Raw genomic sequence first — 26719 nt, 5'->3', positions numbered from 1 at the left:
ATGATATATAAAGAGATTTATTATGAATGGTGTGTTAAAATATAATTTTATTTTATTTTGAGGAAAATTGTTGGCATTAGCACTTAAATACAGACCTAGTAACTTTGATGGATTAATAGGGCAAGATCAGGTAGTAAAAAGTTTAAAAAATGCTCTTGATATACAAAGATTGGGTCATGCGTATCTTTTTTCTGGACTTAGAGGAAGTGGCAAAACATCAACTGCAAGAATTTTTGCAAAAGCTATGGTTTGTTCAAAAGGACCTACTTCAATGCCTTGTGAAGTTTGTGATAATTGTAAAATGGCAAATGAAAATCGCCACATTGATATTATAGAGATGGATGCTGCAAGCCATAGGAAAATAGATGATATAAGAGATCTTATAGAACAAACTAGATATAAACCAGCTATAGCAAGATTTAAAATTTTTATCATAGATGAAGTTCATATGCTTACAAAAGAAGCTTTTAACGCTCTTTTAAAAACTCTTGAAGAGCCACCTGAGTATGTTAAATTTATACTTGCTACAACAGATCCATTAAAACTGCCTCTTACTATCATCTCACGAACGCAGCATTTTAGATTTAGACCTATCAATAAAAACGAAATAGTAAAACACTTGCAGTTTATTTTAAGTAGTGAAAACATAAAATATGAAGATGGTGTTGCTGAAATACTTGCAAGATCTGGAAGCGGTTCTCTTAGAGACACACTAACTTTACTTGATCAAGCTATAATATTTACAAACTCAAATTTAACAAAAGCATCTGTTTCTTCTATGCTTGGACTTTTGGACCCAGATAAAATAGAGAAAATTTTTGAAACTATACTTAAAAACGATAAAAACGAGTTAATAAACCTTGCAAAAGAACTAGAAGGATATGAAACTCAAAATATAATAGATGAGATGATTGTTAATTTAAAAGATAAATTTTTAAATAAAGATAGCAGATATTCTTTGTTGCTTTGTGAAAGATTTTTTAAAATTCTATCAAAATCAAAAACTATGCTTAGTGTGGATGTAGATGACAATTTTGTTTTACTTTTGATGTTTTTTATGATGATGGAAGCTACAAATTTAAAGAGTATAGATGAAATGATAACCTCTTTAGAAAAAGATAAATTAAATACTTTAGATACTTCTATACAAGTAAGTTTTGATAAACCAAAACAAGTTAAGAAAGCCCATTATGATGAATTTTTAAAAAATTTATACGATAGAAGTTATGAACTTGGAAAATGTTTTGATGTATGTATAGAGTTTGTAAAATTTGAGAATAATATAATGTTTTTAAACTCAAGTGCCAGTGGCGAAAACCAAGATATTCTTCGTAAAAGTTCATCTGTCATAATGAAAGTTTTAAGACAAACTTTCGATAAAGAGACCAAAATAAAAATAGATTCTTATACAAAAGAAGAAAATATTCAAAAAAATGACAAAAATATAGAAAATGGAAATTTAAAAAACGAAACTAATGAAGAAATGCAAACTCAAAATTCTTTAAATGAATTAAAGACTTCTGATATAAAAATTGATGATGAACAAAGTTTAAATTTAAATAAAAACAAAGAAGATGAAAATATATCTTATATGAACAGACTCTTTGGAGATCCGCAAATACAAAACACATAATCTAGATAAATAGGTTTTACTTATCTAGTTCTTTCATTTTTTTACAACCATCACTATCACCTCTAAAACAAATGGTTGTATATATATTTTTTGCTATTTCTAAGTCTTTTGGAATTTCACCTTTACCTTTTTCAAATATTTCAGCCATCAAAAAACATGACTTCATCTCATAAAGACCGCAAGCATAGTTGAAGTATTCAAGCGCTGTTTTTATGTCGTCTTTTTTATAAAAGAAATTACCCGCTTTTGTGCAAGAAAATTTATCACCCTTTTTGCATGTTTGGTCATAAATTTGTAAAGCTTTTATCTCATCTTTTATGTTAGATTGTGTTGCTGTTTCATAAACATTTGCAAGTTTAATGCAAGATGAAAAAAAGTTTTGTTTGCAAGAAATATCATAATATTTTATAGCTATATCGTATTTTTCTAAAGCATTTGCACTATCGCCTACTTGTTCGCATACTTGTGGATTTTGTGAATTATCGCAAGAGGTTTTTAAAATTTCTAACTTATAGGTTTGGGCTTCTATCTGTTTTTGTGTTAATGGGGATTTATCTGCTGTATTTTTTTTATAATTTTTATCATTTAAATTTTTAGATGTTGTTGCACAGCCAATAAAAATTAACGACAAAAGTATAGAAAAAATTATATTTTTTTTCATTTTTTCTCCTTTTTAAATTTTATGAGTTATATAGTATGTCTCTTTATTCTCAACTTTTTGTATAGCTATTTTGTATTTATCAGACCAATTTTCTATAATATTAATGATGTCTTCTTTTATATTTTGCGGTGATTTTTCATATTTTATTTTAAAATAATCATATGAATTTGACATTGTTATATAACTAAGATAAGGCTTTAATTTGTCATTTAACTCTACTATATGTTGTAGTTCTTTATCCGTTAAATCGCATTTTGATAATATTCTTTTAATCTTTTCTATACTCGCATCATTTTGTGTGTAACCTAGCTGAACTAAAACTGCTTCGTAATTCATATTTTCTCCTTTATTTATTACTTTTTTGTGCTATAAGCACATCTTCGATAACTTTTTTTATATCTCCATCTAATATAGCATCGGTTTGCGAATATGCTATATTAGATCTGACATCTTTTACTTGTTGATAGGGAAATAACACATAAGAGCGTATTTGATACCCCCAACCTATATCGCTTTTTTGGGATGAATTTTGGGTATTTTGTTTTTGTTTTTCTAGCTCTAATTCGTAAAGCCTAGATTGCAATACTTTTAGTGCTGTTGCTTTATTTTTGTGCTGACTTCTATCATTTTGACATTGAACTACTATTCCTGTTGGAATATGTGTAATTCTAACCGCACTTTCTGTTTTATTTACATGCTGTCCCCCAGCACCGCTTGCTCTATAGTAATCAAATCTTATATCTTTTTCTTCTATATCTATTTGTATATCGTCATCTAACTCTGGGCTTACCATCACAGAACTAAAACTTGTGTGTCTTCGTCCTGCACTATCAAAAGGGCTTGTGCGAACGAGTCTATGTATTCCATTTTCTGCTTTTAGATATCCATAAGCGTTTTCGCCACGCACAATAAAGCTCACATCTTTAAGACCCGCCTCTTCACCTTCTTGAAAATCAAGTGTTTCGACTTTATATCCCATTCTTTCAGAAAATCTCAAATACATTCTATAAAGCATGCTTGCCCAGTCATTGCTTTCTGTTCCACCAGCCCCTGGATGGATGCTAACTATGGCATTTTTGCTATCATCTTGGCTACTTAACATCATTTGAATTTCAAAATTTGTTATTAAATTTTCTAAATTTGAAGATTCTTCAAATAAAGAATTTATAGTTTCTTGATCGTTTTCATCTTGCGCTAATTCAAAAATATCTTTAGCATCATATAGGGCATTTTTTGCTTTTTCATAACTAGATAAAATATTACTTAGTTTCGTTTTTTCTTTATTTAAAGCACCAGCTTTTTTTGCATCATTCCAAAGCAATGGATCTTTTTGAAATTCTTCTATCTCACTTATACGCTCTTGTGCCTTAGTGGGATTTATTATAGATATTATATTTTCTATTTTGTTTTTTAAATTTTTTAGAAGCTCTAAATATTCATAACTGTCCAAATTTTTACTCCATTACAATTTTTCTTTTTATTCGTGGCGATAGCTTTACTAAAATTTCATAATTTATTGTATTAAAAAAGTTAGCCCATTTTGTAACATCTTTAAAAATACAAATTTTTTCTCCGCTATCTTCACAGCTAAAACTATCCATAGACATTTTACCAAGTAGTTTTTTACCATTTTCTATCAAAAGTTCGCCATTTCCATTATATCTAAAAAGACCATCTGCATATCCTAAATCATAAGTGGCTATATTTATATCTTCTTTGGCGCAAAATTTCGCACCATAGCCCACGCAACAACCTTTTTTTAAAACCCTTTTACTAACTCTATTTGCCCATAAGCTAAGTATTGGTTTTAAATTTAATGTATCACAAAATTCATTATATCCATATAAAGATATACCAACTCTTATAAAATCATCATCAATCTTCTCGGCTCTATTTGTAGCAGCTGAATTGTGAGAGTGGAAAACTAAATTTTCATATCCAAATTTACAAGCTACCATTTTTAAACTTTTTTTTGATTTTTCATATACCATTTTTTGTGCAAAATAATCGCTACTGATTTCATCAGCAGATCTGAAATGCGTGTATGCACCAAGAAGTTTTAAATTTCTTTTTTTGGCAATTTTACAAGCAAGTTCAAAATCTTTTTGCAAAATCCCATTTCTATGCATCAATGTATCGATAGCAAAATGAATTTTTGAGTTTTCTTTTATTATTTCAAGTGCCGATAAATCATTTATAGCATATGTAAAGGTTATATTTTCATTTCCGTTTGGTATGTGTGAAAGCACTAATATATCATCAAAAAATTCTTTTATCTCATTGGCTTCATCTATACTTCTTACACAAGCATGACGCACACCTAAATTTGCTAGTTCTTTTGCCATTAAAACTAAACCATGTCCATAAGCATTGTCTTTTAAAACTGCTATGATTTTCTTAACACTTCCTATTTTGGTTGAAATTTGCGAAACATTATGTTTTAAATTATTTAAATTTATTAAAATTTCAGACATTTTAAAACTACTGTTCTAAAATAATTTTCATTTTACCATCTTTTATCATAGCATATAGAGTTTTTTGACCTTGAAATTTATGACTAGGTGCTTCGTAATGCTCCATAAAAGCTATTCTAAATATTTTTTTGCCTTGCGAGTTTGGATATGGGGATATTTCATAATCACTAAATACAATTTTTTTACTCTCTTTTTTGTCAAATATCCTTTTTTTCATGACTTTAAAATCATCAAATTTCATACCATCATATCTAACAAAACTATCATCATAAAAGTTTAAATATTTGTCTATATCGCTAATAGTCCAAGCTTGTTTCCAAAAAAATATATCTCTTAAAAGTATAGCAATATCATCTTTTGAAGTCTTTGCTTCACCTGATTCTGATATAAGAGCTATTGCTCTTGATGTTTGCTTTTGCATAAGTTCATCAAATTCTAAAAGCAAATCGTTTTTAAGTGCAACGCAACCTTCTGTCGTAAGCTCGTTTTTTCTATTTCCATCACTTGGAAATCCGTGTATCCATATGCCGCCACCTGTTTTTCCAAGTATTTTATCATATAAATTTGGATAAGATAGAGAAAAAGCTATTGGTCCATAATAATCGCTTGGCGGAGTAAATCTTCTTGTAACTTCATACGCACCAACTGGCGTTTTTAAATCACCTTCTTTAAATTTATCGCCAAGTTCCCCGGTAATGATATCTTGATGAAAAATATTTGTAAGATTTCCATCCTCATATGTATACATACTCATTTTTTTACCGACTTTGTCTACCGTTATTATGGTTGTATTATTATCATAATAACCATATTTTACATCTATATCTTTTATTGTATCTATCCAAAAATTTGATTTTTTGATATTTTCATCTAATATCTTTTTTACAGCTTCTATGCCATCTTCAAGATAAATTTGCTCTAAACTTTTTGAATATAATAAACCAATAAATAAAACAACAAAAACAACTATTTTTTTCAAAACAATACTCCAAAATTTTTGATTTAAAATAAAATAATTTGTGATTATATTAAATTTTTTCTTAAAATCTAAATTTATGGTATATAAATTTATATTTAATATTTGATTATATAATTAAATTTATTTATATTTTTAAGGAGAGTAAATGAAAAAAGTACTTTTATCAACTATAGTCAGTGGAATGATGTTTGCATACGCAGCAGATATTGATGTAAGTAATGTTTATGCAAAAGCTACGCCACCAAATGCTAAAAATAGCGGTGCTTTTATGTTAATTAAAAATAATACTGATAAAGATATAGCTTTGGTTTCAGCTACAAATAGTCTTAGTGATGTTACAGAGCTTCATACTCATATAGAAGAAAATGGTATGAAAAAAATGATTCAAGTGCCAAAAATAGACATTAAAGCTAACTCAACAACAGAGCTAAAACCAGGAGGTTTGCATGTAATGTTTATAGGCATTAAAAAACCAATGGTAGTTGGAGAAAATGTAAAAATGACACTTACTTTTGATAATGGACAAACAGTTACATTAGATAAAGTTCCTGTTAAAGAAATTAAACCTATTAAAATGCATTAAAAAATAAAAAAGGTTCATTGTGAAAAAAATTCTTACATATATATCTTTAGCGGTTGTTATATTTGCTATTAGTTTTGGTGTTTCAAATATACTAAAAGATAAAAACAAGTATGATTTTAGTGCTCAAAGTATCAATGGGAAAGTAACAATGGACTCTTTTGATGGAAAATATAAGATATTTTATTTTGGTTATACATTTTGTCCAGATGTTTGTCCCACTACTTTAACACTCGTCTCTACTGCTTTAGAAAATCATCCAAAAAAAGATGATGTTGTGATTGTATTTGTAACACTTGATCCTAAAAGAGATAAAATTAAAGAAACCGATGAATTTGTGAAGTATTTTTACCCCAACTCAGTTGGTATTGTAGTAGATAATCTTGATAAAATGACATCAAATTTTGGTGTTAAATACCAAATAGTAGATCTCAAAGACTCTCAGATGCAATATTCTGTGGCACATAGTTCTGCAATTTATCTTTTTAATAAAGATGGAAATTTTGTAAAAGAAGTAACAAATTTAACAATGCAAGAAATAAAATCTTCCGTAGAAGAGCTTTTAAAACACTAAAAAATCATTGTATTTTCTAAAATTTTATTTATAAATGCTCAAAATTTAAGAAATTTAGTATATTTTTTTTAAAAAACTATTGAATATTCCTTAAAAACATTGTAAAATATATCGTATTAATTTCTTTTAAGGAGTCATCATGACAAAAGCGGATTTCATTCAAAAGGTTGCTGAAAAAGCAGAATTAACAAAAAAAGATACAACAGCTGCATTAGACGCTGTTTTAGAAAGCTTAACAGAGGTACTTTCTAAAGGTGAAAGCATGACTTTTGTAGGTTTTGGTACTTTTAGTGTATCAGAAAGAGCTGCTAGAACTATAAAAGTTCCAGGAACACAAAAAGAGATGAAAATAGCTGCTAGAAATACAGTTAAATTCAAAGTTGGTAAAAAACTTAAAGAGTCAGTTGCAAATGGTGGAAAAACAAAAGCACCTGCTAAAGGCAAGAAAAAATAATTAATTATTTACAAAATGGATGTTTATAACATCCATTTTGCTTGTTAATGCTCTTTATGAAATAAAATAAGGAGATATAGTGCAAATATACACATCTTTTACATCAAATAATCCTTACGAAAATAATTATAATAAAAACAAAAATGAACTCTCTCAGGAAGAAAAGCTGCAGGTTGCAAAACTTCAAAAGAGAGATAGTGAAGTAAAAGCACATGAGGCAGCACATCTTGCAAGTGGAGCTGGACTTACAAGAGGGCTAAATTATAGTTACGAAAAAGGTCCAGATGGCAAGCAGTATGCCGTTGGTGGCGAGGTTATACTTGATACTAGCAAAGGTAAAACTCCGCGAGAAACTATTCAAAAAAGTGAGCAGATAAAAAGAGCAGCCTTAGCACCATCTAATCCAAGTTCTGCTGATTTAAAAATAGCCGCAAATGCTGAGGCTATGAAAAATAATGCACAATCTGAACTTAGAAAAGAGCTTATCGATACAAAAGTAAAATTTAGCTCAAAAAATCCTTTAAAAATATACAATGATACAGAAATTCCAAATATTTTAGGTTTATTTTAAAATTTAATACAATTATATTTAAATTATTTTCATTACAGTAATTTAAAAAATATTTATTTGTTTATAGTAAATTTTGCCAATATTTCTTACTCTTATAATTCAAGGAAATTCATGAATAACAAATTTATATCTATTTTTATTCTTATATCTTTTTGTTTAAATTTTTTGTATGCGACTGATAATAATAGTTCAAATGTTTTGTCGTCTCAAAATCAAGAACTAGCAGAAAATATATCAAAGATGGTTGATGCAAATTTAACCCAAGATAATCAAAATCAAGAGCTTGTCAATATAATAGCTCAGAAAATCGTTGACGATAATACCACTGAAAAGACCGAAGATACGCTCAAAAATACACTTTTTGAATTTGTAGATGAGTTAATTGGTATAAATAAACAAATAGATATACTAAAATGGCAAAATGATCAAAACTCAACCGAAGATGAAGTGCAAAAATTAACTAATACCAAAACAGATTTATTAAATAAAATTCCATCAGCCATAACAAATCAAAAATTTCCATTAAGTTTTATAGAGAAATATATTGAGGAGAAAAAAAAATTAACAAGAGATTATAAAAAATATAAAAATAATACTAAAAGTGAGCAATTTATTAAAACTGCAATCAAGCTTTATACAACAGAACTTAGTGAGATTTTTTATTCTACATTGATAAAAATTGAAAAAATGTTCATTGAAGGAACTAATCAATCTGAATTAAAGGATATCATAGAAAAATCACTATTGAATATAAAAACTAACAATTTTACTAAAATAAAAATTTTAGAAAATGACATTGATAATAGTGCTCAAGAACTTTATAAGGAAGATTTTTATATTTATGAACTGCATAAAAAGACATATGAAGAAATATTTGAATTTTTGCTTTCAAATACAAATCTTCTTGCTAGTAATATGTTTTTTACAAGCCTAAATTTAAAAGGATTTATAAAATTTATAAATCAAAGAAGTCCTTTTGATGTAGAAACCATAAATAGTGGAAAAGTTGTTTTAATATCTGTGATTATGCTGTTTTTCTTTTCTCTTAGAAAATCGTTTGCAAATATTATATATTTTATTTTTACTATTTTTTCAAAAAACAAAGACCATAAAGATAATGTAAAAAAAGAAGTTGTTGATATCATTAAAAAGCCTATGGGATTTTTACTCCTTGCTTATGGCGTGGATATTAGTATGAGTATATTTTTCTATCCATCGCCCGTTCCTATTAAATTTGCTAGTGGGTTAAATATAGTCTATATTCTCCTTTATGCTTGGTTGGTAACTAGCGTTATGGATGGTTATGGCGTAATGATAATAGGTCATCTTGCAAAAAAGGGTGGAAAGAAAGAGATTTTAAATTTATTTATAAAAGTGATCTATATAATAGTAATAATTATAGCAATTTTGCTTATTTTAAGTTCTCTTGGATTTAATGTATCAGCTTTTGTCGCTTCTCTTGGTATAGGAGGTTTGGCTATAGCTCTTGCAACAAAAGACATTATAGCTAACTTTTTTGCCTCAATAATGCTTATACTTGATAATACATTTTCCCAAGGAGATTGGATAGTTTGTGGAAATGTAGAAGGAACAGTTGTAGAAACTGGACTTAGAAAAACTACCATTAGAACATTTGACAACGCTCTTGTTTTTGTTCCAAATTCAAAAATAATGGATAACAGTGTTAAAAATTGGAATAGGCGCAAAGTTGGAAGGCAAATCAAGATGTATTTGAGTATAGATTATAGCACTACTCCTAATCAGATTAAAGCTTGTATAGCAGATATAAAAGATATGCTAACAAATCATCCTGGTATAGCAGTACCTGTGGAAACAACAAGTTCAAAAGAAATATTTAAATATGGAAGAAGCATGGTTTCTGTTGATGATTTAGCTGGATATAAAAATAATCTTTTTGTTGTATTGGATGAATTTAGTGAATCATCTATAAATATCATGATATATTGCTTTTCAAAAAGCGTTGTTTGGGCAGAGTTTTTATCAGTTAAAGAAGATGTTATGTTAAGGATAATGGATATCTTAGAAAAACATCATGTAAAATTTGCTTTTCCAACTAGAAGCATTTATTTAGAAAATGCAAAAGATTTAAGGGACTAGTTTAAATTTAAAACAGAATATTCTGTTTTAAATTTATCTACCAACCCATATTCATTTTTATTTCTTTAAGCGCATTAATTCTATCTTGTGTGCTTGGATGAGTTCTAAAAAGAGATGAAAAGCTATTTTTTAAACCACTAAAAGGATTTATTATAAACATATGAGCACTTTGCGGTGTTGCGTTTTGTAACATAGCGCCACTTCTTGCATAGTTTTCTAGTTTACTAAGAGCATCTATCAAACCTTGTGGGTTTTGTGTTAGCATAGCCGCACCTTTGTCTGCTGCGTATTCTCTACTTCTGGATATACTCATTTGAATTATTGTAGCAACTATTGGCATAATTATAGCTAGCACTAATATCAAAATAGGGTTTCCTCTATTTTCTCCATCTTTATTTCCGCCCATCATTGCTCCAAATTGTGCAAAATTTGCAAGCATTGCTATGGCTCCTGCAAAAACCGCTGCAATAGAGCCAGTTAATATATCATAATGCTTAACATGACTCATTTCATGAGCTAGCACAGCTTGTATTTCTTTTTCATCAAGTAAATTTAAAAGCCCCTCAGTTACTGCAACTACAGCATTTGATGGATTTCTTCCAGTTGCAAAAGCATTTGGTGTATTATCTGGTATAATGCAAACTTTTGGCATAGGAGTGCCAGCTTTAGTAGCCAAATTTCGCACGATTTGATAAAGTCCGCTTGCGTTTGATTCATCAACTTCTATTGCATTGTAATGTTTTAATACCATTTTATCGCTAAAAAAGTAGCTAAAAAGATTTGTAGCACAAGCCATTAAAAATGCTATTATCATACCTTGTTCTCCACCTATAGAATATCCCACAAATATAAAAAGTAGCATTAAAGCCACCATTAAAAAAGTTGTTTTAAAAATTTCCATTTTTTATTGCTCTCCTATAAATTACAGCATCAATTCTAAGCTTTATAGCTCTTAAAATGTCGTTTTTGTCATTTACTATCATAGCTATTTTGCTATCAAAAAGATAGTATGTTGCCAAATTTTGTATTTCTTGTATTATGTTTTCATTTTTGATAATTATAAATTTAGCACCGACTGCATTTGCCATAATTGCTTCGTAACTATCATTTACTATTAAAGAAAATTTGAGATTTGAGTTTATTGCAAGTTGTATATTTTTTTCATCATAATCAAATATAATATGCTCATTCAAATTACTGGGATTTTTTGTGTAAATAAGCGGCTCGTAATTTACAAGTCTATCACCAATTATCTGCATTTTGCTCCTTTTTTATACACTCTTTGCATATGTATTTACCGTCTTTTAAAACAGTATCTTTAAGTTCTACAAAAGTTGAACATTTCTCGCATTCTACAAAATTTTCTGCACTTGCATTTTTTTTCTTTTTTTTTGTGTTATTTTCTACATTTTTTCTTTGTATTTTAAAAAATAAAATATATACAATAAACAAAATGGCTAAAAGTGCTAAAATTTTTACTAACATAATTTTTCCATAAATAGATAATTTCTTACTCCGTCATTAAAGATTTTTGTATTTAAATCTTGAATTTCATCTTCTACGCTACTTCCTTTATAAAAAAGGAATTTTGTATTTTCATCGTAGAAACCATTGCAAATTTTAATTAAATCTTTGGTTTTCATAACTGCTCTTGATGTTATAAAATCGGCTATAAATTTTTTGCAACTCTCAATTTTAGCATTATAAACTATAATATTTTCTAAATTTAAAGCCACTTTTACATAGTTTAAAAATGACGATTTTTTAGTGTGTGGTTCATATAGACTCCATTTACAATCTTTTAAAATAAGTGCCAAAAAAATAGCAGGAAAACCAGCGCCACTTCCTATATCAATAGCATTTTTAGGATAAAAATTTAAAAACTCTAAAGGTTTTATGCTATCTTCTATAACATCATCAATGTTTTTGTATGTTGTAAAACTATGAATTGTGTTAAATTTATATAGCAGTTCTTTAAATTTATCACACTTTTCATAAAAATTATCAGGTATATCAATCATCAAGCATATGTCCCATTTTTTCCTGTTTTACTTTTAGATATTTTTCATTATATTTATTGGATTTTATAATTATTGGCACTCTTTTTACAACTTCTACGCATTTTAATCCCATAAGCTTTTTAGGATTATTTGTAAGTAAATTTATCTTTTTAATGTCATAATGTTTTAGTATAAAATCCACTATTTCATATGTTCTTTCATCTGCTTTAAATCCTAGCTGATGATTTGCCTCAATTGTATCATAGCCTTTATCTTGCAAAGAATATGCGTTTATTTTATTTAATAATCCTATATTTCGTCCTTCTTGTCTAAGATAAATTACCATGCCAGTATTTTTATATATATATTTTAAACTAGCTGCTAGCTGATCTCCGCAGTCACATTTAAGGCTTCCAAGTGCATCTCCAGTTAAGCATTCTGAGTGAATTCTTACATTTAAAATATCCCCAAAAGGCTCTTTAAATATAACTAAATGATCTTTTTTACCTTCTTTAAAAGATTGAACTTTAAACATACCAAAACGTGATGGTAGATTAGCTATTTGTGAAATTTCTATTTGCATAAAACATCCTATTATTTTTTGAGACATTATAATACACTAAATAATATAATATATAAATTATGTTATTTAAATTTTTATTAGATATTTAATGCAATTATGATAAACTAATAAACATTTTACGAAAAAGGATAAACTATGTTTAAGAGATTTAGAAGATTAAGACTTACTACTCAGATGCGAGATTTAGTTAGGCAAACTTATCTAAGTAGCAATGATTTTATTTATCCTCTTTTTGTAGTTGAGGGTAAAAATATAAAAAATGAAATAGCATCAATGCCTGGCGTTTATCAAATGAGTTTAGATGAAATTTTAAAAGAGTGCTCTGTTGTTGTAAATTTAGGTATAAAAGCTATTATGCTATTTGGAATTCCTAGCCTAAAAGATAGTATAGGAAGTGATGCTTTAAGCAATGATGGCATTATAGCTAAAAGTTTAAGGGCTATAAAAGATAAATTTCCAGATCTTATAGTCATAACAGATCTCTGTTTTTGTGAATATACAGATCACGGACATTGCGGTATAATCGATTATGTTCATGGTACTGTTGATAATGATGCTACGCTAGATATTTCTGCAAAACAAGCTTTGATACATGCAGAAAATGGTGCAGACATGATAGCCCCAAGCGGAATGATGGATGGCATTATAGAAACACTTCGTTTTGCTCTTGATGATGGAGGATATGAAAATTTACCTATAATGGCATATTCAACTAAATTTGCTAGTGCTTATTATGGACCTTTTAGAGATGTTGCTGAAAGTACTCCAAAAACTGGTGATAGAAAGTCGTATCAAATGGATCCTGCAAATAGATTAGAGGCTATAAATGAAAGTTTAGAAGATGAAGCACAAGGTGCGGATATACTTATGATAAAACCAGCTTTGGCCTATTTGGATCTTATAAGGGATTTAAGAGATAGAACTCTTCTTCCGATATGTGCTTATAATGTAAGTGGAGAATACGCACTTTTAAAAGCTGGAGAAAAGCTTGGTGTGATAGATTATGATAGGGTTATGATGGAAACTTTGCTTGGTATGAAAAGAGCAGGTGCTGATATGATTATAACTTATCATGCAAAAGAAGCTTGTGAAATTTTACAAAAAGTTTAAATTTAAGTAGTTTGAAAGAGAGATATGAGGCATTTTTTAACAATTAATGATTTTAGTAAAGATGAAATTTTAGAAATTTTAGAAATTTCAAAAAATATAAAAAAAGAAACCAAGAAAAAAGAGTATAAGCCTTATTTAAAGGATCAAATTTTAGCTATGATTTTTGAGAAAAGCTCAACTAGAACTAGAATAAGCTTTGAAGTTGGCATTCACCAACTTGGAGGAAAAGGCTTATTTTTAAGCTCAAAAGATATACAGCTTGGAAGAGGTGAGCCTATAAAGGATACAGCAAGAGTAATAGGGCGAATGTGCGATATGATCATGGCTAGGGTTTATAAGCAAAGTGATTTAGAAGATCTTGCTAAATTTTCAGGCGTTCCTGTGATAAATGGACTTAGTGATGATTTTCATCCAGTGCAGATAATGGCTGATTATATGACTATACTTGAGCTTGGTGTGAGTGGAAAAGTTGCATATATAGGGGATGGAAATAATATTGCAAACTCATGGTTAATGCTTGCATCAAAATTAGGTTTAGAACTTAGTATAGCAACACCAAATGGCTATGAGTCACCAAAAAATGTAGTTGATATTGCCTTAGAAAATGCTAAAAAAAGCGGTGCAAAAATTTGTGTAAATAATAACATAAAAGAAGCCATTAATGGTGCAAATGTAGTAATTACAGATACTTGGATTTCTATGGGGCAAGAAGAAGAAAAACAAAAGCGTATAAAAGATTTTAGTGGCTTTATGGTTGATGAAAATTTAATGAAATTAGCAAATAAAAATGCCATATTTATGCACTGTTTGCCCGCATATCGTGGATATGAAGTTAGTGAGGAAGTTTTTGAAAAACACGCAGATGAGATATTTTTAGAAGCAGAAAATAGACTTCATGTCCAAAAAGGTGTAATGGTATGGCTTGATAAAAATAGGAATATTAAATGAGTGAAAAAAATCCATATGAAAAAATACAAGAAATAAGCAGTGAACTTGGGCTAAAAAGTAGTGAGCAGACGATAGTTGAAATTTTGCCAACAGATAATCCAACTGAGCGTTTTTTAACGCTAAAAAATGGCTCTTGGGAGGGTGCAGAGCCTTGGTTTGCTATAGATGAAAAACAAAATCTCCATACAATGGTATCGGTAAAATCGCTAAGCGAGCTTATAAAAGCTTATCAAAGGGCACAAAAGGAGAATTTTGATTTAAGGCTTGAAAAAAGTATTTATAGACATGTTCCAATTGATTTTGGAGATGTTTGGGTTGTTGCTATGGATGAGATAAAAAACATAGCAATGAGTAAAAAAAATGAGAAAAAAATCAATATAGATTTAGATAAACTCATAGATAAGATAAAAAAACAGCATCCAAATTTATTTGTTGATATTGATAGATTTATCCAAAAGGAGAGCATATGATAGATTTTGATGCTTATGCAAAATACTCAAAACCAGGTCCAAGATATACCAGTTATCCAACCGCACTTGAGTTTAGTGAGAATTTTAGTTATGATGAGTATATAAAAGAACTGTCAAATCAAGACTCAAAAACGCCTCTTTCTTTGTATTTTCATATGCCATTTTGTAGATCTGCATGTTACTTTTGTGGTTGCAATGTGATTTATACAAGCAAAACAGATAAAATGGATAGATATATAGATTATATATCTAAAGAAATGGAAATTTTAAGTAAATTTGTAGATACATCAAGAGTTGTAACGCAAATGCATTTTGGTGGTGGAACTCCAACTTATTTTAATGCAAAGCAGCTTGAAAAACATATAAAAAATATCAAAAAGCATTTTAAAAACTTTAGTCAAGATGCTGAAGTTAGCTGTGAGATAGATCCAAGGCATTTAAATGAGGAACAACTTAAAGTTATGGTTGAAAATGGTTTTAATCGTATAAGTTATGGCGTTCAAGATTTTGATGAAAAAGTTCAAAAAGAGATTCATAGAATTCAACCTTTTGAAATGACTAAAAATGCTGTTGATATGGCAAGAAAAAATGGTATAAAATCTATAAATATGGATCTTATTTATGGGCTTCCTTATCAGAGTTTAGAAAGTTTTAAGAAAACGCTTGAAATATCATTAAAACTTGATACAGATAGATATGCGATTTTTAATTATGCACATCTTCCTTGGCTTAAAAAATCTATGCGTAAATTTGATGAAACAACGCTTCCTAAACCAAAAGAGAAACTAGAAATTTTAAAATTTACCCATGATTTTTTAACTTCTAATGGATACAAAATGATAGGAATGGATCATTATGCAAAAGAAAATGACGAGCTTTTTAAAGCTTTGAATAACGGAAGCTTGCATAGAAATTTCCAAGGTTATACTACAAAAGGTGGGGCTGATCTTATAGGCATAGGTCTAACAAGTATAGGTGAGGGCGTTAGACATTATGCACAAAATTACAAGGAAATGAGCGAGTATGAAAAAGCTATAGATGAAAATAAACTTCCTTTTTTTAAAGGAGTTTTATTAAACCAAGAAGACATTATTAGAAAAAGCGTTATAATGGGTCTTATGAGTAATTTTATGATAAATATAAAAGACATTGAAAATAGATTTAATATAAACTTTTTTGATCATTTTAAAAGTGCTTTATCTAAACTAGATAGCTTAAAAGATTTTATAGATATTTCGCCAAATTTTATTAAAGTAACTCCAACTGGAACACTACTTATAAGAAATATAGCAATGTGTTTTGATGAGTATATGGATAAAAATGTTGGCGAAAAAAGATTTTCTAAAACGGTTTGATAAAAGGTTTCAAAGTGTATAGTTTTAATTTCGAAGAAATTAGCACTAAATGTGTAAAATGCGGTAAGTGTATACAGGTTTGCACTATTTATGGCATTAACAAAGATGAAGTAACTTCTCCTAGAGGATATTTGGATCTTCTTGGTGCTTGTAATAATGGCAGTTTAAAATTAGATAAAAATTTAAAAAATATTTTTGAGAGCTGTTTTTTATGTACAAATTGTGTTGAAGTGTGTCCAAATTCACTTAGAGTTGATACCGCTATAGAAAATATCCGCTATGAGATAGCTAAAACACATGGCGTAGCACTATATAAAAAGGCAGCATTTTGGTTGCTAGGACATAGAAAAATACTTGATCTTTGTGCTAGACTTGGCTATGTATTTCAAAGTTGTGCTTTTAAAATACATAAAGATAATGAATTTGGAAATACAATGAAAGCACGCTTTAGTATACCTATGCTTAAAAAAGAACGAACACTTCCAACTGCAAGTAAGAAAAGTTTTATGAATTCGCATGAAGAATTTATAGATAATGGTGGAGAAAAAACAGTTGGTCTTTTTATTGGATGTATGGGAAATTACGCTTATACAAACATTGGAGAGAGTGTTTTAAAGATTGCCAAAGAGTTAAAACTAAATGTTCATCTTATGAAAAAACAAGCTTGTTGTGGTGCTGCAGCGTATTTTACAGGATGCTTTAAAGAAGTTGAGAAAGCTGCAAAGTTTAATATACCTTATTTTGAAAAAATGCTTGAGAGTTTAGATGCCATAATAATACCAGAAGCGACGTGTTCTGCAATGATAAAGATAGATTATGTGCATTTTTTTCATAATGATAAAAATTGGCAAGAAAGAGCAAAAAAAGTTAGCCAAAAGATATTTTTAGCAACAGAGTATTTTGATAAATTTACAAATTTAGGAGAAATTTTATCTACAAAATCTAAAATAAATAAAACTTTAACTTATCATGATCCTTGTCATGCTAAAAAAATGCAAGGAGTTTTTAAAGAGCCAAGAAATTTACTTTCTAAAAATTATGATTTCGTAGAAATAGATGATCAAAACTCATGTTGCGGATTTGGTGGTGTTACTATGCAAACTGGGAAATATCATTTAAGCAGAGAAGTTGGCATAAAAAGAGCAGAGCAAATAAATAAAACAAATGCGAGTATAGTAAGTGCTGAATGCAGTGCTTGTAGAATGCAGCTTAGTAATGCACTAAATTTAATAGACTCAAAAACCAAATTTAAAAATCCAATTGAGCTTATAGCCGAGGTATTGTGATTGCAAAGAGCATTTTTTATAGAAGAAGGACCAAGTAAAAACACTATAGATGAAAATGAAATCAGTGCAAGATATAGCGGTAAATACAGCGAATACGAAATCAAACCATCTAAAAATATGCCTGGATTTTATATCATCAAAGACAAAGTAAAAAATCGCGATAGCTCTGATCTTATAAATTCAAAAATACAAAAAATTATTTTTAGCGATTGTGTTAAAAGTTTTAATGATATTGAGCAAAGCGTGGTTAAATTATCACAAATTCAAGAAAATATAGCCAAAGGTCTTGAGGATATAATATCTAAAAAACCTCATAAAGATATTTTTAGTATAGAAGAAACAAAAGTAGAAAATGTGAGTGAGAGTAAAAAAGATAAAGAAAAAATTCCTGATGAAAATATAGATATTGGCGAAATTTTAGAAAATGATAAATTAGAATATATAAATTTACTTGAATTTCAAAATATTGCATCCAATACTATTGATATATGCAATGAAAACGATAGTTTTGATTTGGATTGCAATGATGGTTTTATAAATTTAGATGAATTAAAACAACTTGATGAAGAGTGCGGAAATACAGATAAAAATTGTATAGATATGCAAAATTTTTCTTATGATGATTTTTATGATAATACAAATAAAAAATCATTTGGAAAAAATATTATTATCAAAGCAATGATAGTAAATAGCATAATTATAAGTGTAAATGGCTATGATGAGAAAAATGATAAAATGATTTTTGATGTTTCAAAAATTCCTATGAGTGTGGATTATCGATATGCAATATCAAAAAATACACTTGAGATAAAAATATCTGGTTTTTTAAATTTACAAGATGCAAGAGAATTAATGAATAGTTTTGAATATAGTTTTGTTGGCTGCGGTAAAAACATAAAAGTTATTATAAATGATGTTTTGGCTTATGATGAGTTTTTCTAGTCTTAATTGATTAAGACTAGAAATATTTTTAGAGTTTTTTATATTCAACTTCGCTTTTTTCTAGATTTGCATTGCCTTCTTTTGGCCCTACATATAGTTGTCTTGGGCGAACAATTTTTATAGTCTCTTGTTGTTTTAATTCCATCCACTGAGTTATCCAACCTGGAGTTCTACCTATTACAAATATAACAGCAAACATATTTGTAGGTATTTTTAAAGCTTTTAACATAAGACCAGAGTTAAAATCAACATTAGGATATAAATTTCTACTTACAAAGTATTCATCTTCAAGGGCTATTTTTTCTATTCTATTTGCTATTTTTATTAAATTTGAATCAATGCCTATTTCGTCTATAAGCTCATCTCTTAGTTTTTTAAGAACCTTTGCTCTTGGATCATAGTTTTTATAAACCCTGTGTCCAAAGCCCATCAATCTAAATGGATCGTCTTTGTCTTTTGCTTTTTTAATGTATTTATCTACATTATCCACACTTCCTATCATTTCTAGTTGTCTTACAACGCTTTCATTTGCACCACCGTGTGCATGTCCCCAAAGAGCACCAATTCCAGCACTTATGCATGAGTATGGATGAGAGTGGGTTGAGCCAACAGTTCTAACTGTTGTTGTGGATGCATTTTGCTCATGGTCTATATGAAGCATTAATATGGTATCTAGTGCTTTTATTTCAATTGGTTTTAAATCAACATGTGAATGAGGAAAAGATCTCATCATGTATAAGAAATTTTCTGTAAATCCGCGATCTAAATCAGGATAAATAAGTGGATAACCCATAGAATGTCTGTAATAAAATGCAGCAAGAGTAGGCATTTTAGCTATGATTCTAATTGCAAGCTCCATATATTCTTTTGGATCATCAAAATTCATATCTCTTGAGTAATAAGTGCTAAGTGTTGCCACACAAGCTTGTAAAACAGCCATAGGGTGAGCTTTATCTGGAAAAGCATCAAATAGTCTTATCATTTTTTCATTTATAAAAGATCTTGTTTTTAGCTCTTGTCTAAAATCATCAAGTTCATTTACGCTTGGTAATTTTTTAAATAACAATAAATACGCAACATCTAAGAAAATTTTGTTTTCTGCTAACCAAGCTATGTCATAACCACGATGTTTTAATATGCTTTTTTCACCATCTATAAATGTTATATCAGAGCGACACATAGCAGTAGAGGTATAGCCTCTATCAAATGTAAACATACCGGTATTTTTATGTAAAGATGAAATATCTATCACCGAAGGACCAAGAGTTCCATCAAGTATAGGAAACTCATAACTTTTTCCATTTCTGTTATCAGTTAATGTAACTGTATTAGAACCGCTCATTATTTCTCCTTTATTTATTTTTAAGTTATTGTATCAAAAAAATAACTATTAAAGTTAATGATAAATTATTAATTTTAAAATTTATACTATTTTTTATAAGACACTATTAGCTTAATTGTATTAAGAGTTATTATAGCACTAAGTAAGCTTGCTAGGATGAGTCCAGAATATTCATTGTAGTTTATATATTTTGATTTATAGCCTATAGTGGCAGTTGCTACAAGTAGTGTTAGTGGCATTGAGTGAGAAAAAGATATCAATATGCTATTTTTAAAACCTATAAATTTAAAAAATGCTATAGATGATACAAATCGTAACACAATTAGAGCAATTGATACTATTATTGCATATTTGACAATATCTGCTGATAATAATGATTCTAATTTAAAAGTTGAACCAAGATGTATAAAAAATACAGGAACTAAAAAACCATATCCAACGCTAGATAGCTTTTGAGTAAGATCTTTTTTGTGATCAAAAAATGTTGCTATAAAAATGCCAGCTACAAATGCACCAAATGCTATTTCCATTTTTAACCATAACATCACAGAAATTATGCTAAAAAATAGAGCCATACAAATCCTTATGTCTTGCTCTTCTTTATCATTTTGTGGCATTAATATAACTTTTATTTTTGGAAACCACCAAAACAACACATCTGTAAATTTATAAATAGCAACACATAAAAGCAAAAATGCTATCAAGTAACCTATGCTTGAATACAGCTGTATTCCCATTCCAAATTCCAAATAAGAACTTAAAAATGTCAAAAGAGCTATAGAAATAATTTCTCCAATGGAGCCAATTAACATAGAGATATTTAGCCAGTTCTCGTTTTTGCCATAGTCTTTATATAAAGTAGATAGAAGCCCAACGCTCATTATAGGAAGTATGATTAAAAAAAGTATATTAAGATTAAATCCAAAAGTTGTGGTTACAGAAAGCACATATAGTATAAAAAGATATGTAAAAGCCTTTTTCAATATATCCTTATCGGCACTTAAAAATACTTTTAAATTTACTTCACTTCCTGCTAAAAACATTAAAAAATAAAAGCCAACATTTGCTACAAGTTTTAGCATATCATTATCATTTATAAGTCCAAAATATCCAGCTATAGCACCCAAAATTATTTCAACCGAAGCTATTGGCATTTTTGAAATTTTAGAAAAAAATGGAGATGAAATTATTATAAAAGCTAGTGTTAAAAGAAGCAGTAGTGTTGTAATTCCAAACTCAAACATTAATCTTCACCTAGAAAAAATTCTGTTTTTGTCCAATCCGTGCTTTTTATATCTTTTTGAAATTTAAATACTCTAAATTTTAGGTTTTCATCGCATTCAACGAGTGCAAATTCATGTAAAGGTTTTTTTCTAGCACAAATTTCACCAGAATTTAAATAAAGTATATTTTGCATTACAAAAGCTGTAAAATAGTGTGTATGACCATAAATATTTATATTTGCATCTTTTGTTAAATACATTGGGTAGTGCATAAGATTAATTGTGAGATTTTTAAACTTAAATTTATATGGCTCTTCGTAAAGATAAAATTCATTTTGATATTTTTTTAATGATTCATCATTATTTCCAAGAACAGCAACATATGGAATATGAGAATTTCTAAGGTGTTTTAATGTATCAAATTCCACTATATCTCCTGCGTGTATTAAAATATCTACTTTTTGAGATTTTAAGATATCTATAGCTTCAAGTGCGATATCGCTTCTTTTGTGAGAATCCGATATTATTCCTATTTTAGCCATTTATCTCTCTTTTAAATTTGCATTCCGGGCACTGCTCAAATTTACCACTTTTTAGTTCTTTTATGACTAAATTTGCTTTACCGCATTGTGGGCAAATTTCATTTGTAGGTTCGTATTTGCTTATAAAATCACAATTTGGGTAGTTCAAGCAGCCAAAAAATTTACCTCTTTTTGATATCCTTACAACTATATCGCCACCACATTTTGGACAAGATACTCCTATCTTTTGCGGTTCTTTTTTAGGTTGTGTATCGTTTTTTAAATTTCTTGAATATTTGCATTTTGGAAAATTCAAACAAGCTATAAACTCACCATATCTACCTTTTCTTTTTACTAACTCTCCTCCACATTCAGGGCATTTTTCGTTTATAGGTATAGCTATTTTTCTACTTTTTATATTAGTTTTTCCTTTTTCAATACTATCCATAAAAGGGTAATAAAAATCGGATAAAATTTGTTGCCAATCGCTTTTTTCTTCTGCAATTTCATCTAGTTTGGTTTCCATTTTTGATGTAAATTCGCTATCTACTATGTTTTTAAAATGTTCTTCTAAAACTTCTGTTATGCTAAATGCAATTTCTGTCGGTACGAGCTGTTTTTTTTCTATATTTACATAGTTTCTTGAAGTTAAAAGTGATATGGTTGGTGCGTAAGTTGAAGGTCTTCCGATACCAAGTGTTTCAAGTTTTTTAATAAGCCCAGCTTCAGAATATCTTGCAGGCGGCTCTGTTTGTTTTTTTTCATCTTTTATATTTTGTATTATCATCTCGTCATTAAGATTTAAATTTGGCAAAATTTTATCTTTATCTAAATCTCCATAAATTTTGTAAAATCCATCAAAAAGCAGTTTTCTACCACTTAGCTTAAACTCAGCTTTTTTTGAAGAAATTATAACTGTTGCGTTTTCAAAAATAGCGGGTGTCATTTGAGATGCTAAAAATTTATTGTATATAAGAGTATAGAGTTTTAATGCATCTTTATCAAGATATTTTTCTGCAATTTGCGGTGTGAAATCCGTATTTGTCGGTCTTATAGCCTCGTGAGCTTCTTGTGCTCCTTTTGATTTTGTTGTATAAATATTTGCTTTGCTTGGAAGATATTTTTCATCATAATTATTTTTGATATGCTTTCTTGCCATTGCAATTGCTTCTTTTGCTATATTTAGCGAGTCTGTTCTCATATAAGTAATAACGCCGTGAAATCCGCTATCAGTTTGAACGCCTTCATATAAATTTTGAGCTATCATCATAGTTTTTTTAGGGCTAAATCCCAAGGATGAACTAGCGCTTTGTTGAAGAGTTGATGTCATAAAAGGTGGTTGTGGAGAAATTTTTCTTTCTTTTGTGAAAATGTCAGTTATATTAAATTTCTCTTCTTTTATTGTATTTACGATATACTTTGCTTTTGCTTCGCTTTGTATGGTAAGTTTTTCTATCTTTTCATTTTCAAATTTGACAAGTTCGGCTTCTAGATCTTTTTTAAATTTAGTTTGAATTTCATAGTATGTTATTGGTTTAAAGGCTTTAATTTCTCTTTCTCTATCTACAATTAGTTTAAGAGTAGCACTTTGAACCCTTCCTGCACTTAGACCTTTTTGAATTTTTTGATTTAAAAGAGGGCTAAGTTTGTATCCAACTATCCTATCAAGAAGTCTTCTTGCTTGCTGTGCATTTACGCTATCCATATCTATATGTCTAGGATTTTTTATCGCTTCATTTATAGCATTTTTTGTAATTTCGTGAAAAACTATTCTTGGCAAACTTTGTGGGTCTTTGCCTATAGCGTTTGCTATATGAAAAGCTATTGCTTCACCCTCTCTATCTTCGTCGGTTGCAAGATAAATGTTATCTGCTTTTTTTGATAATTCTTTTATATCTTTAACAAGTGCCGAGTGATCTTTGCTTATTTTGTATTCTGGTGTAAATGTATTTTCTTCTATTTTTATGCCAAAGGTTGTTTTTGGAAGATCTCTAATATGCCCTTTTGAGGCTATAACTTCGTAATCTTTCCCTAAAAAATTTTTTATCGTTTTTGCTTTTGCTGGAGATTCTACGATTATTAAATTTTTCATTATTTAAACCTTTTAGACTAAATTTGTAACGGGGCTTATTCTACAAGAAACTAGCTTAAATTTAAGACATGAAAGCTGATTTAGTAGCTGTATAAGCTATCTTAGACAAGACAACCTTTATATTTTGATAAAATTTCATAAATTTTAGAAGCTACAAATTTAGCATCATCTATACTCATCATTTGATGGCATGGAATACTAAGTTCAGATTTGTAAAACTCATCTGCATTTTTAAGCTTTATCTCGCCATATCTTTTTTTATAAAAATCAAACTCATAAGTTGGCTTATAATGTACCTGCACACCAATACCGGCTTTGTGAAGTTCTTCATAAATATCTTGCTTCTGGCACCATAAGTTTTGATTTAGCAAAATTGGATAAAGATGTCTTGTGGATTTTTTGTTTTGTGGTATTTTTATAGTGGTAAAAAACTTAGAATTTTCAAATTTTTCATCATAAAATTTAGCAATATCTTCTCTTTTTTGAAGCATATTATCAAGTTTTTTAAGCTGTGAAAGCCCAAGAGCACACGCTACATCACTTAGTCTATAGTTATATCCAAGCAGATTCATTTCGCTATTCCAAACTTGTTTTTTGCTTATACCATGACTTCTATATAATCTTGCTAAGTTTGCGATATTTTCATCATTTGTACAAAGACAACCACCTTCAAAAGTGGTTATTGGTTTTATAGCATGAAAACTAAAAACGGTTATATCTGTTTTTGAACCTACTTTCCTGCCATTAATTTGGCTACCAAAAGCATGAGAAGCATCATCTAATACTTTTATATTGTATTTTTTTGCAATATCTAGTATTTTATCCATTTCTACGGCATTTCCACCAAAATCAACTGGAGTTATAACTTTTGTTTTTGGAGATATTAAATTTTCTATCTTATTTTCATCTATATTTCCATCAAATTTAATATCGCAAAATTTTACATCTCCGCCACACATTAAAGCTGCATTTGAAGTAGCCGCAAATGTTATAGGAGTTGTTATAATTTCATCGCCTTTTTTTAATCCAAGACATAGATATCCTACATGTAGTGCAGAAGTCGCTGAGTTCATTACAACTGCGTATTTAACGCCTATATAATCACATATTGCTTTTTCAAACTCATCAACTCTTTGCCCGCATGTTATTATGTCATCTTTTAATGCGTCTAAAACATCGCTAATGTCGTTTTCATCTATTAATTGTCTGCTATATGGTATCATTTTATTATTTCTAAAAGTTCTTCTTTGGTAAGCCATTTTTCGTTTGTATCAGAAGCATATTCAAAACCAAATTTTACTTTTTTACCTTTTTCACCAAGTTCATTTATACTAAAATCTACTTTTCTAAAAGTATCTATGGATGGCTGTATAACATAATGGTCATCAAATTCAAGCACAAGATGTGAATCATCTCTTGATATCATTGATTCGTGTAATTTTTCTCCAGGCCTTATGCCTATAATTTTTATTTTTAAATTTGGAGCCATAGATTTTGCTAAATCTATTATTTTCATAGATGGAATTTTTGGAACAAAAATTTCTCCACCTTTCATTCTATAAAAATTTTTTATAACAAAATTTGCCCCTTTTTCTAAAGTTATCCAAAATCTTGTCATATGTTCATCTGTTACTGGTAGTTCTTTTGCACCGTTTGTTATCAGTTTTTTAAAAAGTGGCACAACTGAGCCTTTTGAGGCTATTACATTTCCATATCTTACCACACTATATTTAGTTTTTTTGTTTCCTACTATATTGTTTGCGGCTGTGAAAAGTTTATCACTTGCAAGTTTGGTAGCTCCATATAAATTTATAGGATTTGATGCTTTATCTGTTGAGAGTGCTATAACTTTTTCAATGCCACATTCCAAGCTAGCATTTATTACATTTTGAGCACCCATTATGTTTGTTTTTATGCATTCCATAGGGTTGTATTCTGCTATGGGAACATGTTTCATAGCAGCTGCGTGTATAACAAAATCTACTCCATTCATAGCTGTTTTAAGTCTTTCTAAATCTCTTACATCTCCTACAAAATATCTCATACAAGAAGCGTTAAAAATTTGAGACATCTCATAATGTTTTTGTTCATCTCTTGAGTAAATAATAATTTTTTTGGGTTTATATTTGTTTAGTAAAATTTCTGTAAATTTAACACCAAATGTTCCTGTGCCACCAGTTATTAAAATAGACTTGCCATCAAACATTTTTACCCCTTATTTTAGTATTTTAGGAAGAGTTATGCCAGTTTGATTTTGATATTTGCCTTTTTTATCAGCATAGCTTATTTCGCACTTTTCATCACCTTGTAAAAACAGAACTTGTGCGATACCTTCGTTTGCATAAATTTTAGCTGGAAGTGGAGTTGTATTTGATATTTCTATAGTTATATGCCCTTTAAAACCTGGTTCAAATGGCGTAACATTAACTATTATTCCACATCTTGCATATGTGCTTTTGCCAAGACAAATTGCTAGAACATCTTTTGGCATATTAAAATATTCAACGGTTCTTGCAAGAGCAAATGAGTTTGGTGGGACTATGCAAATATCTCCAACAAAATCAACTACATTTTTTTCATCAAAATTTTTTGGATCCACAACTGTTCCGCCAATATTTGTAAAAATTTTAAATTCCTTTGCTACTCTTATATCATATCCGTAACTTGAAAGTCCATAACTTACTACGCCAACACCAACATTTTGCTCACAAAAAGGTTCAATCATATTATACTTCAAACTCTGTTCTCTTATCCATTTATCACTTTTTAGACCCATATTTTTCCTTTTTATTTTAAGGATTAT

At 29.0% G+C, this 26719-nt stretch carries 29 protein-coding genes; 12 read left to right on the top strand and 17 right to left on the bottom strand.

All coding sequences use genetic code 11. The annotated features are described in order from the left end of the window. Positions 1 to 67: 67 nt before the first annotated feature. Positions 68 to 1633, top strand: a complete 1566-nt coding sequence (locus tag CSPB_RS06215; RefSeq protein ID WP_089193570.1) for a DNA polymerase III subunit gamma/tau — start codon at positions 68 to 70, stop codon at positions 1631 to 1633. Positions 1634 to 1649: 16 nt separating this feature from the next. Here the strand turns inward: CSPB_RS06215 and CSPB_RS06210 are convergent, their stop codons facing one another. Genes CSPB_RS06210 through CSPB_RS06190 form a run of 5 tightly spaced genes read right to left on the bottom strand, consistent with a single transcriptional unit; the run spans position 1650 to position 5747 of the window. Beyond that, positions 1650 to 2294, bottom strand: a complete 645-nt coding sequence (locus CSPB_RS06210) for a tetratricopeptide repeat protein (protein WP_089193569.1) — start codon at positions 2292 to 2294, stop codon at positions 1650 to 1652. 12 nt (positions 2295 to 2306) lie between these two features. Next, entirely contained in the window at positions 2307 to 2630 is a 324-nt protein-coding gene (locus CSPB_RS06205) for a type II secretion system protein (protein ID WP_089193568.1), read from the bottom strand. Positions 2631 to 2640: 10 nt separating this feature from the next. Further along, positions 2641 to 3744 carry a peptide chain release factor 2 gene (gene prfB, locus CSPB_RS06200; protein WP_089193567.1) on the bottom strand — a complete coding sequence of 368 codons (1104 nt, stop codon included), beginning with the start codon at positions 3742 to 3744 and terminating at the stop codon, positions 2641 to 2643. Between the two features lie 4 nt (positions 3745 to 3748). Then, a complete protein-coding gene (locus tag CSPB_RS06195) occupies positions 3749 to 4768 on the bottom strand; it encodes an alanine racemase (protein WP_089193566.1) in 1020 nt (339 codons plus the stop codon). A 7-nt stretch (positions 4769 to 4775) separates the two neighbouring features. Next, the gene (locus CSPB_RS06190; RefSeq protein WP_089193565.1) at positions 4776 to 5747 is read right to left on the bottom strand and encodes a L,D-transpeptidase family protein; all 972 of its coding nucleotides are present in this window, start codon (positions 5745 to 5747) and stop codon (positions 4776 to 4778) included. Positions 5748 to 5892: 145 nt separating this feature from the next. On the opposite strand from CSPB_RS06190, the gene CSPB_RS06185 reads away from it, so the two are divergent. The 5 genes from CSPB_RS06185 to CSPB_RS06165 all read left to right on the top strand — a co-directional run bounded on the left by CSPB_RS06185 (position 5893) and on the right by CSPB_RS06165 (position 10044). After that, entirely contained in the window at positions 5893 to 6330 is a 438-nt protein-coding gene (locus CSPB_RS06185) for a copper chaperone PCu(A)C (RefSeq protein WP_227484123.1), read from the top strand. Positions 6331 to 6349: 19 nt separating this feature from the next. Continuing rightward, positions 6350 to 6901: an SCO family protein gene (locus CSPB_RS06180; protein WP_089193564.1), complete on the top strand. Its 552-nt coding sequence runs from the start codon at positions 6350 to 6352 to the stop codon at positions 6899 to 6901. Between the two features lie 139 nt (positions 6902 to 7040). Next, positions 7041 to 7355 (top strand): HU family DNA-binding protein, encoded by a 315-nt coding sequence (locus CSPB_RS06175; RefSeq protein ID WP_033916166.1) that lies wholly within the window; start codon positions 7041 to 7043, stop codon positions 7353 to 7355. Positions 7356 to 7434: 79 nt separating this feature from the next. Then, positions 7435 to 7926: a putative metalloprotease CJM1_0395 family protein gene (locus CSPB_RS06170; RefSeq protein WP_193625233.1), complete on the top strand. Its 492-nt coding sequence runs from the start codon at positions 7435 to 7437 to the stop codon at positions 7924 to 7926. A 111-nt stretch (positions 7927 to 8037) separates the two neighbouring features. Then, on the top strand, positions 8038 to 10044 hold the full coding sequence (locus tag CSPB_RS06165) for a mechanosensitive ion channel domain-containing protein (RefSeq protein ID WP_089193562.1): 2007 nt from the start codon (positions 8038 to 8040) through the stop codon (positions 10042 to 10044). Between the two features lie 37 nt (positions 10045 to 10081). On the opposite strand, the gene htpX is transcribed toward CSPB_RS06165, so the two are convergent. From htpX to ribA, 5 genes are read right to left on the bottom strand one after another with little or no spacing between them, the layout of a single operon-like run. Next, a complete protein-coding gene (htpX, locus tag CSPB_RS06160; protein ID WP_089193561.1) occupies positions 10082 to 10945 on the bottom strand; it encodes a zinc metalloprotease HtpX in 864 nt (287 codons plus the stop codon). Continuing rightward, entirely contained in the window at positions 10932 to 11303 is a 372-nt protein-coding gene (locus tag CSPB_RS06155; protein WP_089193560.1) for a hypothetical protein, read from the bottom strand. Before CSPB_RS06155 ends, htpX begins: the two co-directional genes overlap by 14 nt. Next, the gene (locus CSPB_RS06150) at positions 11287 to 11529 is read right to left on the bottom strand and encodes a PP0621 family protein (RefSeq protein WP_089193559.1); all 243 of its coding nucleotides are present in this window, start codon (positions 11527 to 11529) and stop codon (positions 11287 to 11289) included. Before CSPB_RS06150 ends, CSPB_RS06155 begins: the two co-directional genes overlap by 17 nt. Beyond that, entirely contained in the window at positions 11523 to 12065 is a 543-nt protein-coding gene (rsmG, locus tag CSPB_RS06145; RefSeq protein ID WP_089189994.1) for a 16S rRNA (guanine(527)-N(7))-methyltransferase RsmG, read from the bottom strand. The genes CSPB_RS06150 and rsmG overlap by 7 nt, the downstream gene beginning before the upstream one ends. Continuing rightward, positions 12058 to 12627 carry a GTP cyclohydrolase II gene (gene ribA, locus CSPB_RS06140; RefSeq protein ID WP_089193558.1) on the bottom strand — a complete coding sequence of 190 codons (570 nt, stop codon included), beginning with the start codon at positions 12625 to 12627 and terminating at the stop codon, positions 12058 to 12060. The genes rsmG and ribA overlap by 8 nt, the downstream gene beginning before the upstream one ends. A gap of 135 nt (positions 12628 to 12762) precedes the next feature. On the opposite strand from ribA, the gene hemB reads away from it, so the two are divergent. From hemB to CSPB_RS06110, 6 genes are read left to right on the top strand one after another with little or no spacing between them, the layout of a single operon-like run. Continuing rightward, the gene (gene hemB, locus CSPB_RS06135) at positions 12763 to 13737 is read left to right on the top strand and encodes a porphobilinogen synthase (RefSeq protein WP_033916171.1); all 975 of its coding nucleotides are present in this window, start codon (positions 12763 to 12765) and stop codon (positions 13735 to 13737) included. A gap of 24 nt (positions 13738 to 13761) precedes the next feature. Beyond that, positions 13762 to 14685 (top strand): ornithine carbamoyltransferase, encoded by a 924-nt coding sequence (gene argF / locus CSPB_RS06130; RefSeq protein WP_033916172.1) that lies wholly within the window; start codon positions 13762 to 13764, stop codon positions 14683 to 14685. Further along, a complete protein-coding gene (locus CSPB_RS06125) occupies positions 14682 to 15155 on the top strand; it encodes a DUF2603 domain-containing protein (RefSeq protein WP_033916173.1) in 474 nt (157 codons plus the stop codon). Before argF ends, CSPB_RS06125 begins: the two co-directional genes overlap by 4 nt. Further along, entirely contained in the window at positions 15152 to 16510 is a 1359-nt protein-coding gene (gene hemN, locus CSPB_RS06120; protein ID WP_089193557.1) for an oxygen-independent coproporphyrinogen III oxidase, read from the top strand. The genes CSPB_RS06125 and hemN overlap by 4 nt, the downstream gene beginning before the upstream one ends. A 14-nt stretch (positions 16511 to 16524) precedes the next feature. After that, positions 16525 to 17796: a (Fe-S)-binding protein gene (locus CSPB_RS06115; RefSeq protein WP_089193556.1), complete on the top strand. Its 1272-nt coding sequence runs from the start codon at positions 16525 to 16527 to the stop codon at positions 17794 to 17796. Continuing rightward, positions 17797 to 18738, top strand: coding sequence for a DUF5416 family protein (locus CSPB_RS06110; RefSeq protein ID WP_089193555.1), 942 nt, complete (start codon positions 17797 to 17799; stop codon positions 18736 to 18738). It abuts the gene before it with no gap. Positions 18739 to 18766: 28 nt separating this feature from the next. On the opposite strand, the gene CSPB_RS06105 is transcribed toward CSPB_RS06110, so the two are convergent. The 7 genes from CSPB_RS06105 to dcd all read right to left on the bottom strand — a co-directional run bounded on the left by CSPB_RS06105 (position 18767) and on the right by dcd (position 26692). After that, positions 18767 to 20080, bottom strand: coding sequence for a citrate synthase (locus tag CSPB_RS06105; protein ID WP_089193554.1), 1314 nt, complete (start codon positions 20078 to 20080; stop codon positions 18767 to 18769). 86 nt (positions 20081 to 20166) lie between these two features. Further along, positions 20167 to 21324 (bottom strand): cation:proton antiporter, encoded by a 1158-nt coding sequence (locus tag CSPB_RS06100; protein WP_089193553.1) that lies wholly within the window; start codon positions 21322 to 21324, stop codon positions 20167 to 20169. After that, a complete protein-coding gene (locus tag CSPB_RS06095) occupies positions 21324 to 21845 on the bottom strand; it encodes a YfcE family phosphodiesterase (protein WP_089193552.1) in 522 nt (173 codons plus the stop codon). Before CSPB_RS06095 ends, CSPB_RS06100 begins: the two co-directional genes overlap by 1 nt. Next, positions 21838 to 23916: a type I DNA topoisomerase gene (topA, locus tag CSPB_RS06090; RefSeq protein ID WP_089193551.1), complete on the bottom strand. Its 2079-nt coding sequence runs from the start codon at positions 23914 to 23916 to the stop codon at positions 21838 to 21840. The genes CSPB_RS06095 and topA overlap by 8 nt, the downstream gene beginning before the upstream one ends. Positions 23917 to 24017: 101 nt before the next feature. Further along, positions 24018 to 25139: a UDP-4-amino-4,6-dideoxy-N-acetyl-beta-L-altrosamine transaminase gene (pseC, locus tag CSPB_RS06085; protein ID WP_089193932.1), complete on the bottom strand. Its 1122-nt coding sequence runs from the start codon at positions 25137 to 25139 to the stop codon at positions 24018 to 24020. Further along, positions 25136 to 26122 (bottom strand): UDP-N-acetylglucosamine 4,6-dehydratase (inverting), encoded by a 987-nt coding sequence (pseB, locus tag CSPB_RS06080; RefSeq protein WP_089193550.1) that lies wholly within the window; start codon positions 26120 to 26122, stop codon positions 25136 to 25138. Before pseB ends, pseC begins: the two co-directional genes overlap by 4 nt. A 9-nt stretch (positions 26123 to 26131) precedes the next feature. After that, positions 26132 to 26692, bottom strand: coding sequence for a dCTP deaminase (dcd, locus tag CSPB_RS06075; protein ID WP_033916181.1), 561 nt, complete (start codon positions 26690 to 26692; stop codon positions 26132 to 26134). Positions 26693 to 26719 lie beyond the last annotated feature (27 nt).

Source organism: Campylobacter sputorum, from assembly GCF_002220775.1.
GTDB classification, from domain to species: Bacteria; Campylobacterota; Campylobacteria; order Campylobacterales; family Campylobacteraceae; genus Campylobacter_F; species Campylobacter_F bovis.
Note: the sequence above shows the minus strand (reverse complement) of the source record. Positions and strands in the feature narration are given on the sequence as shown.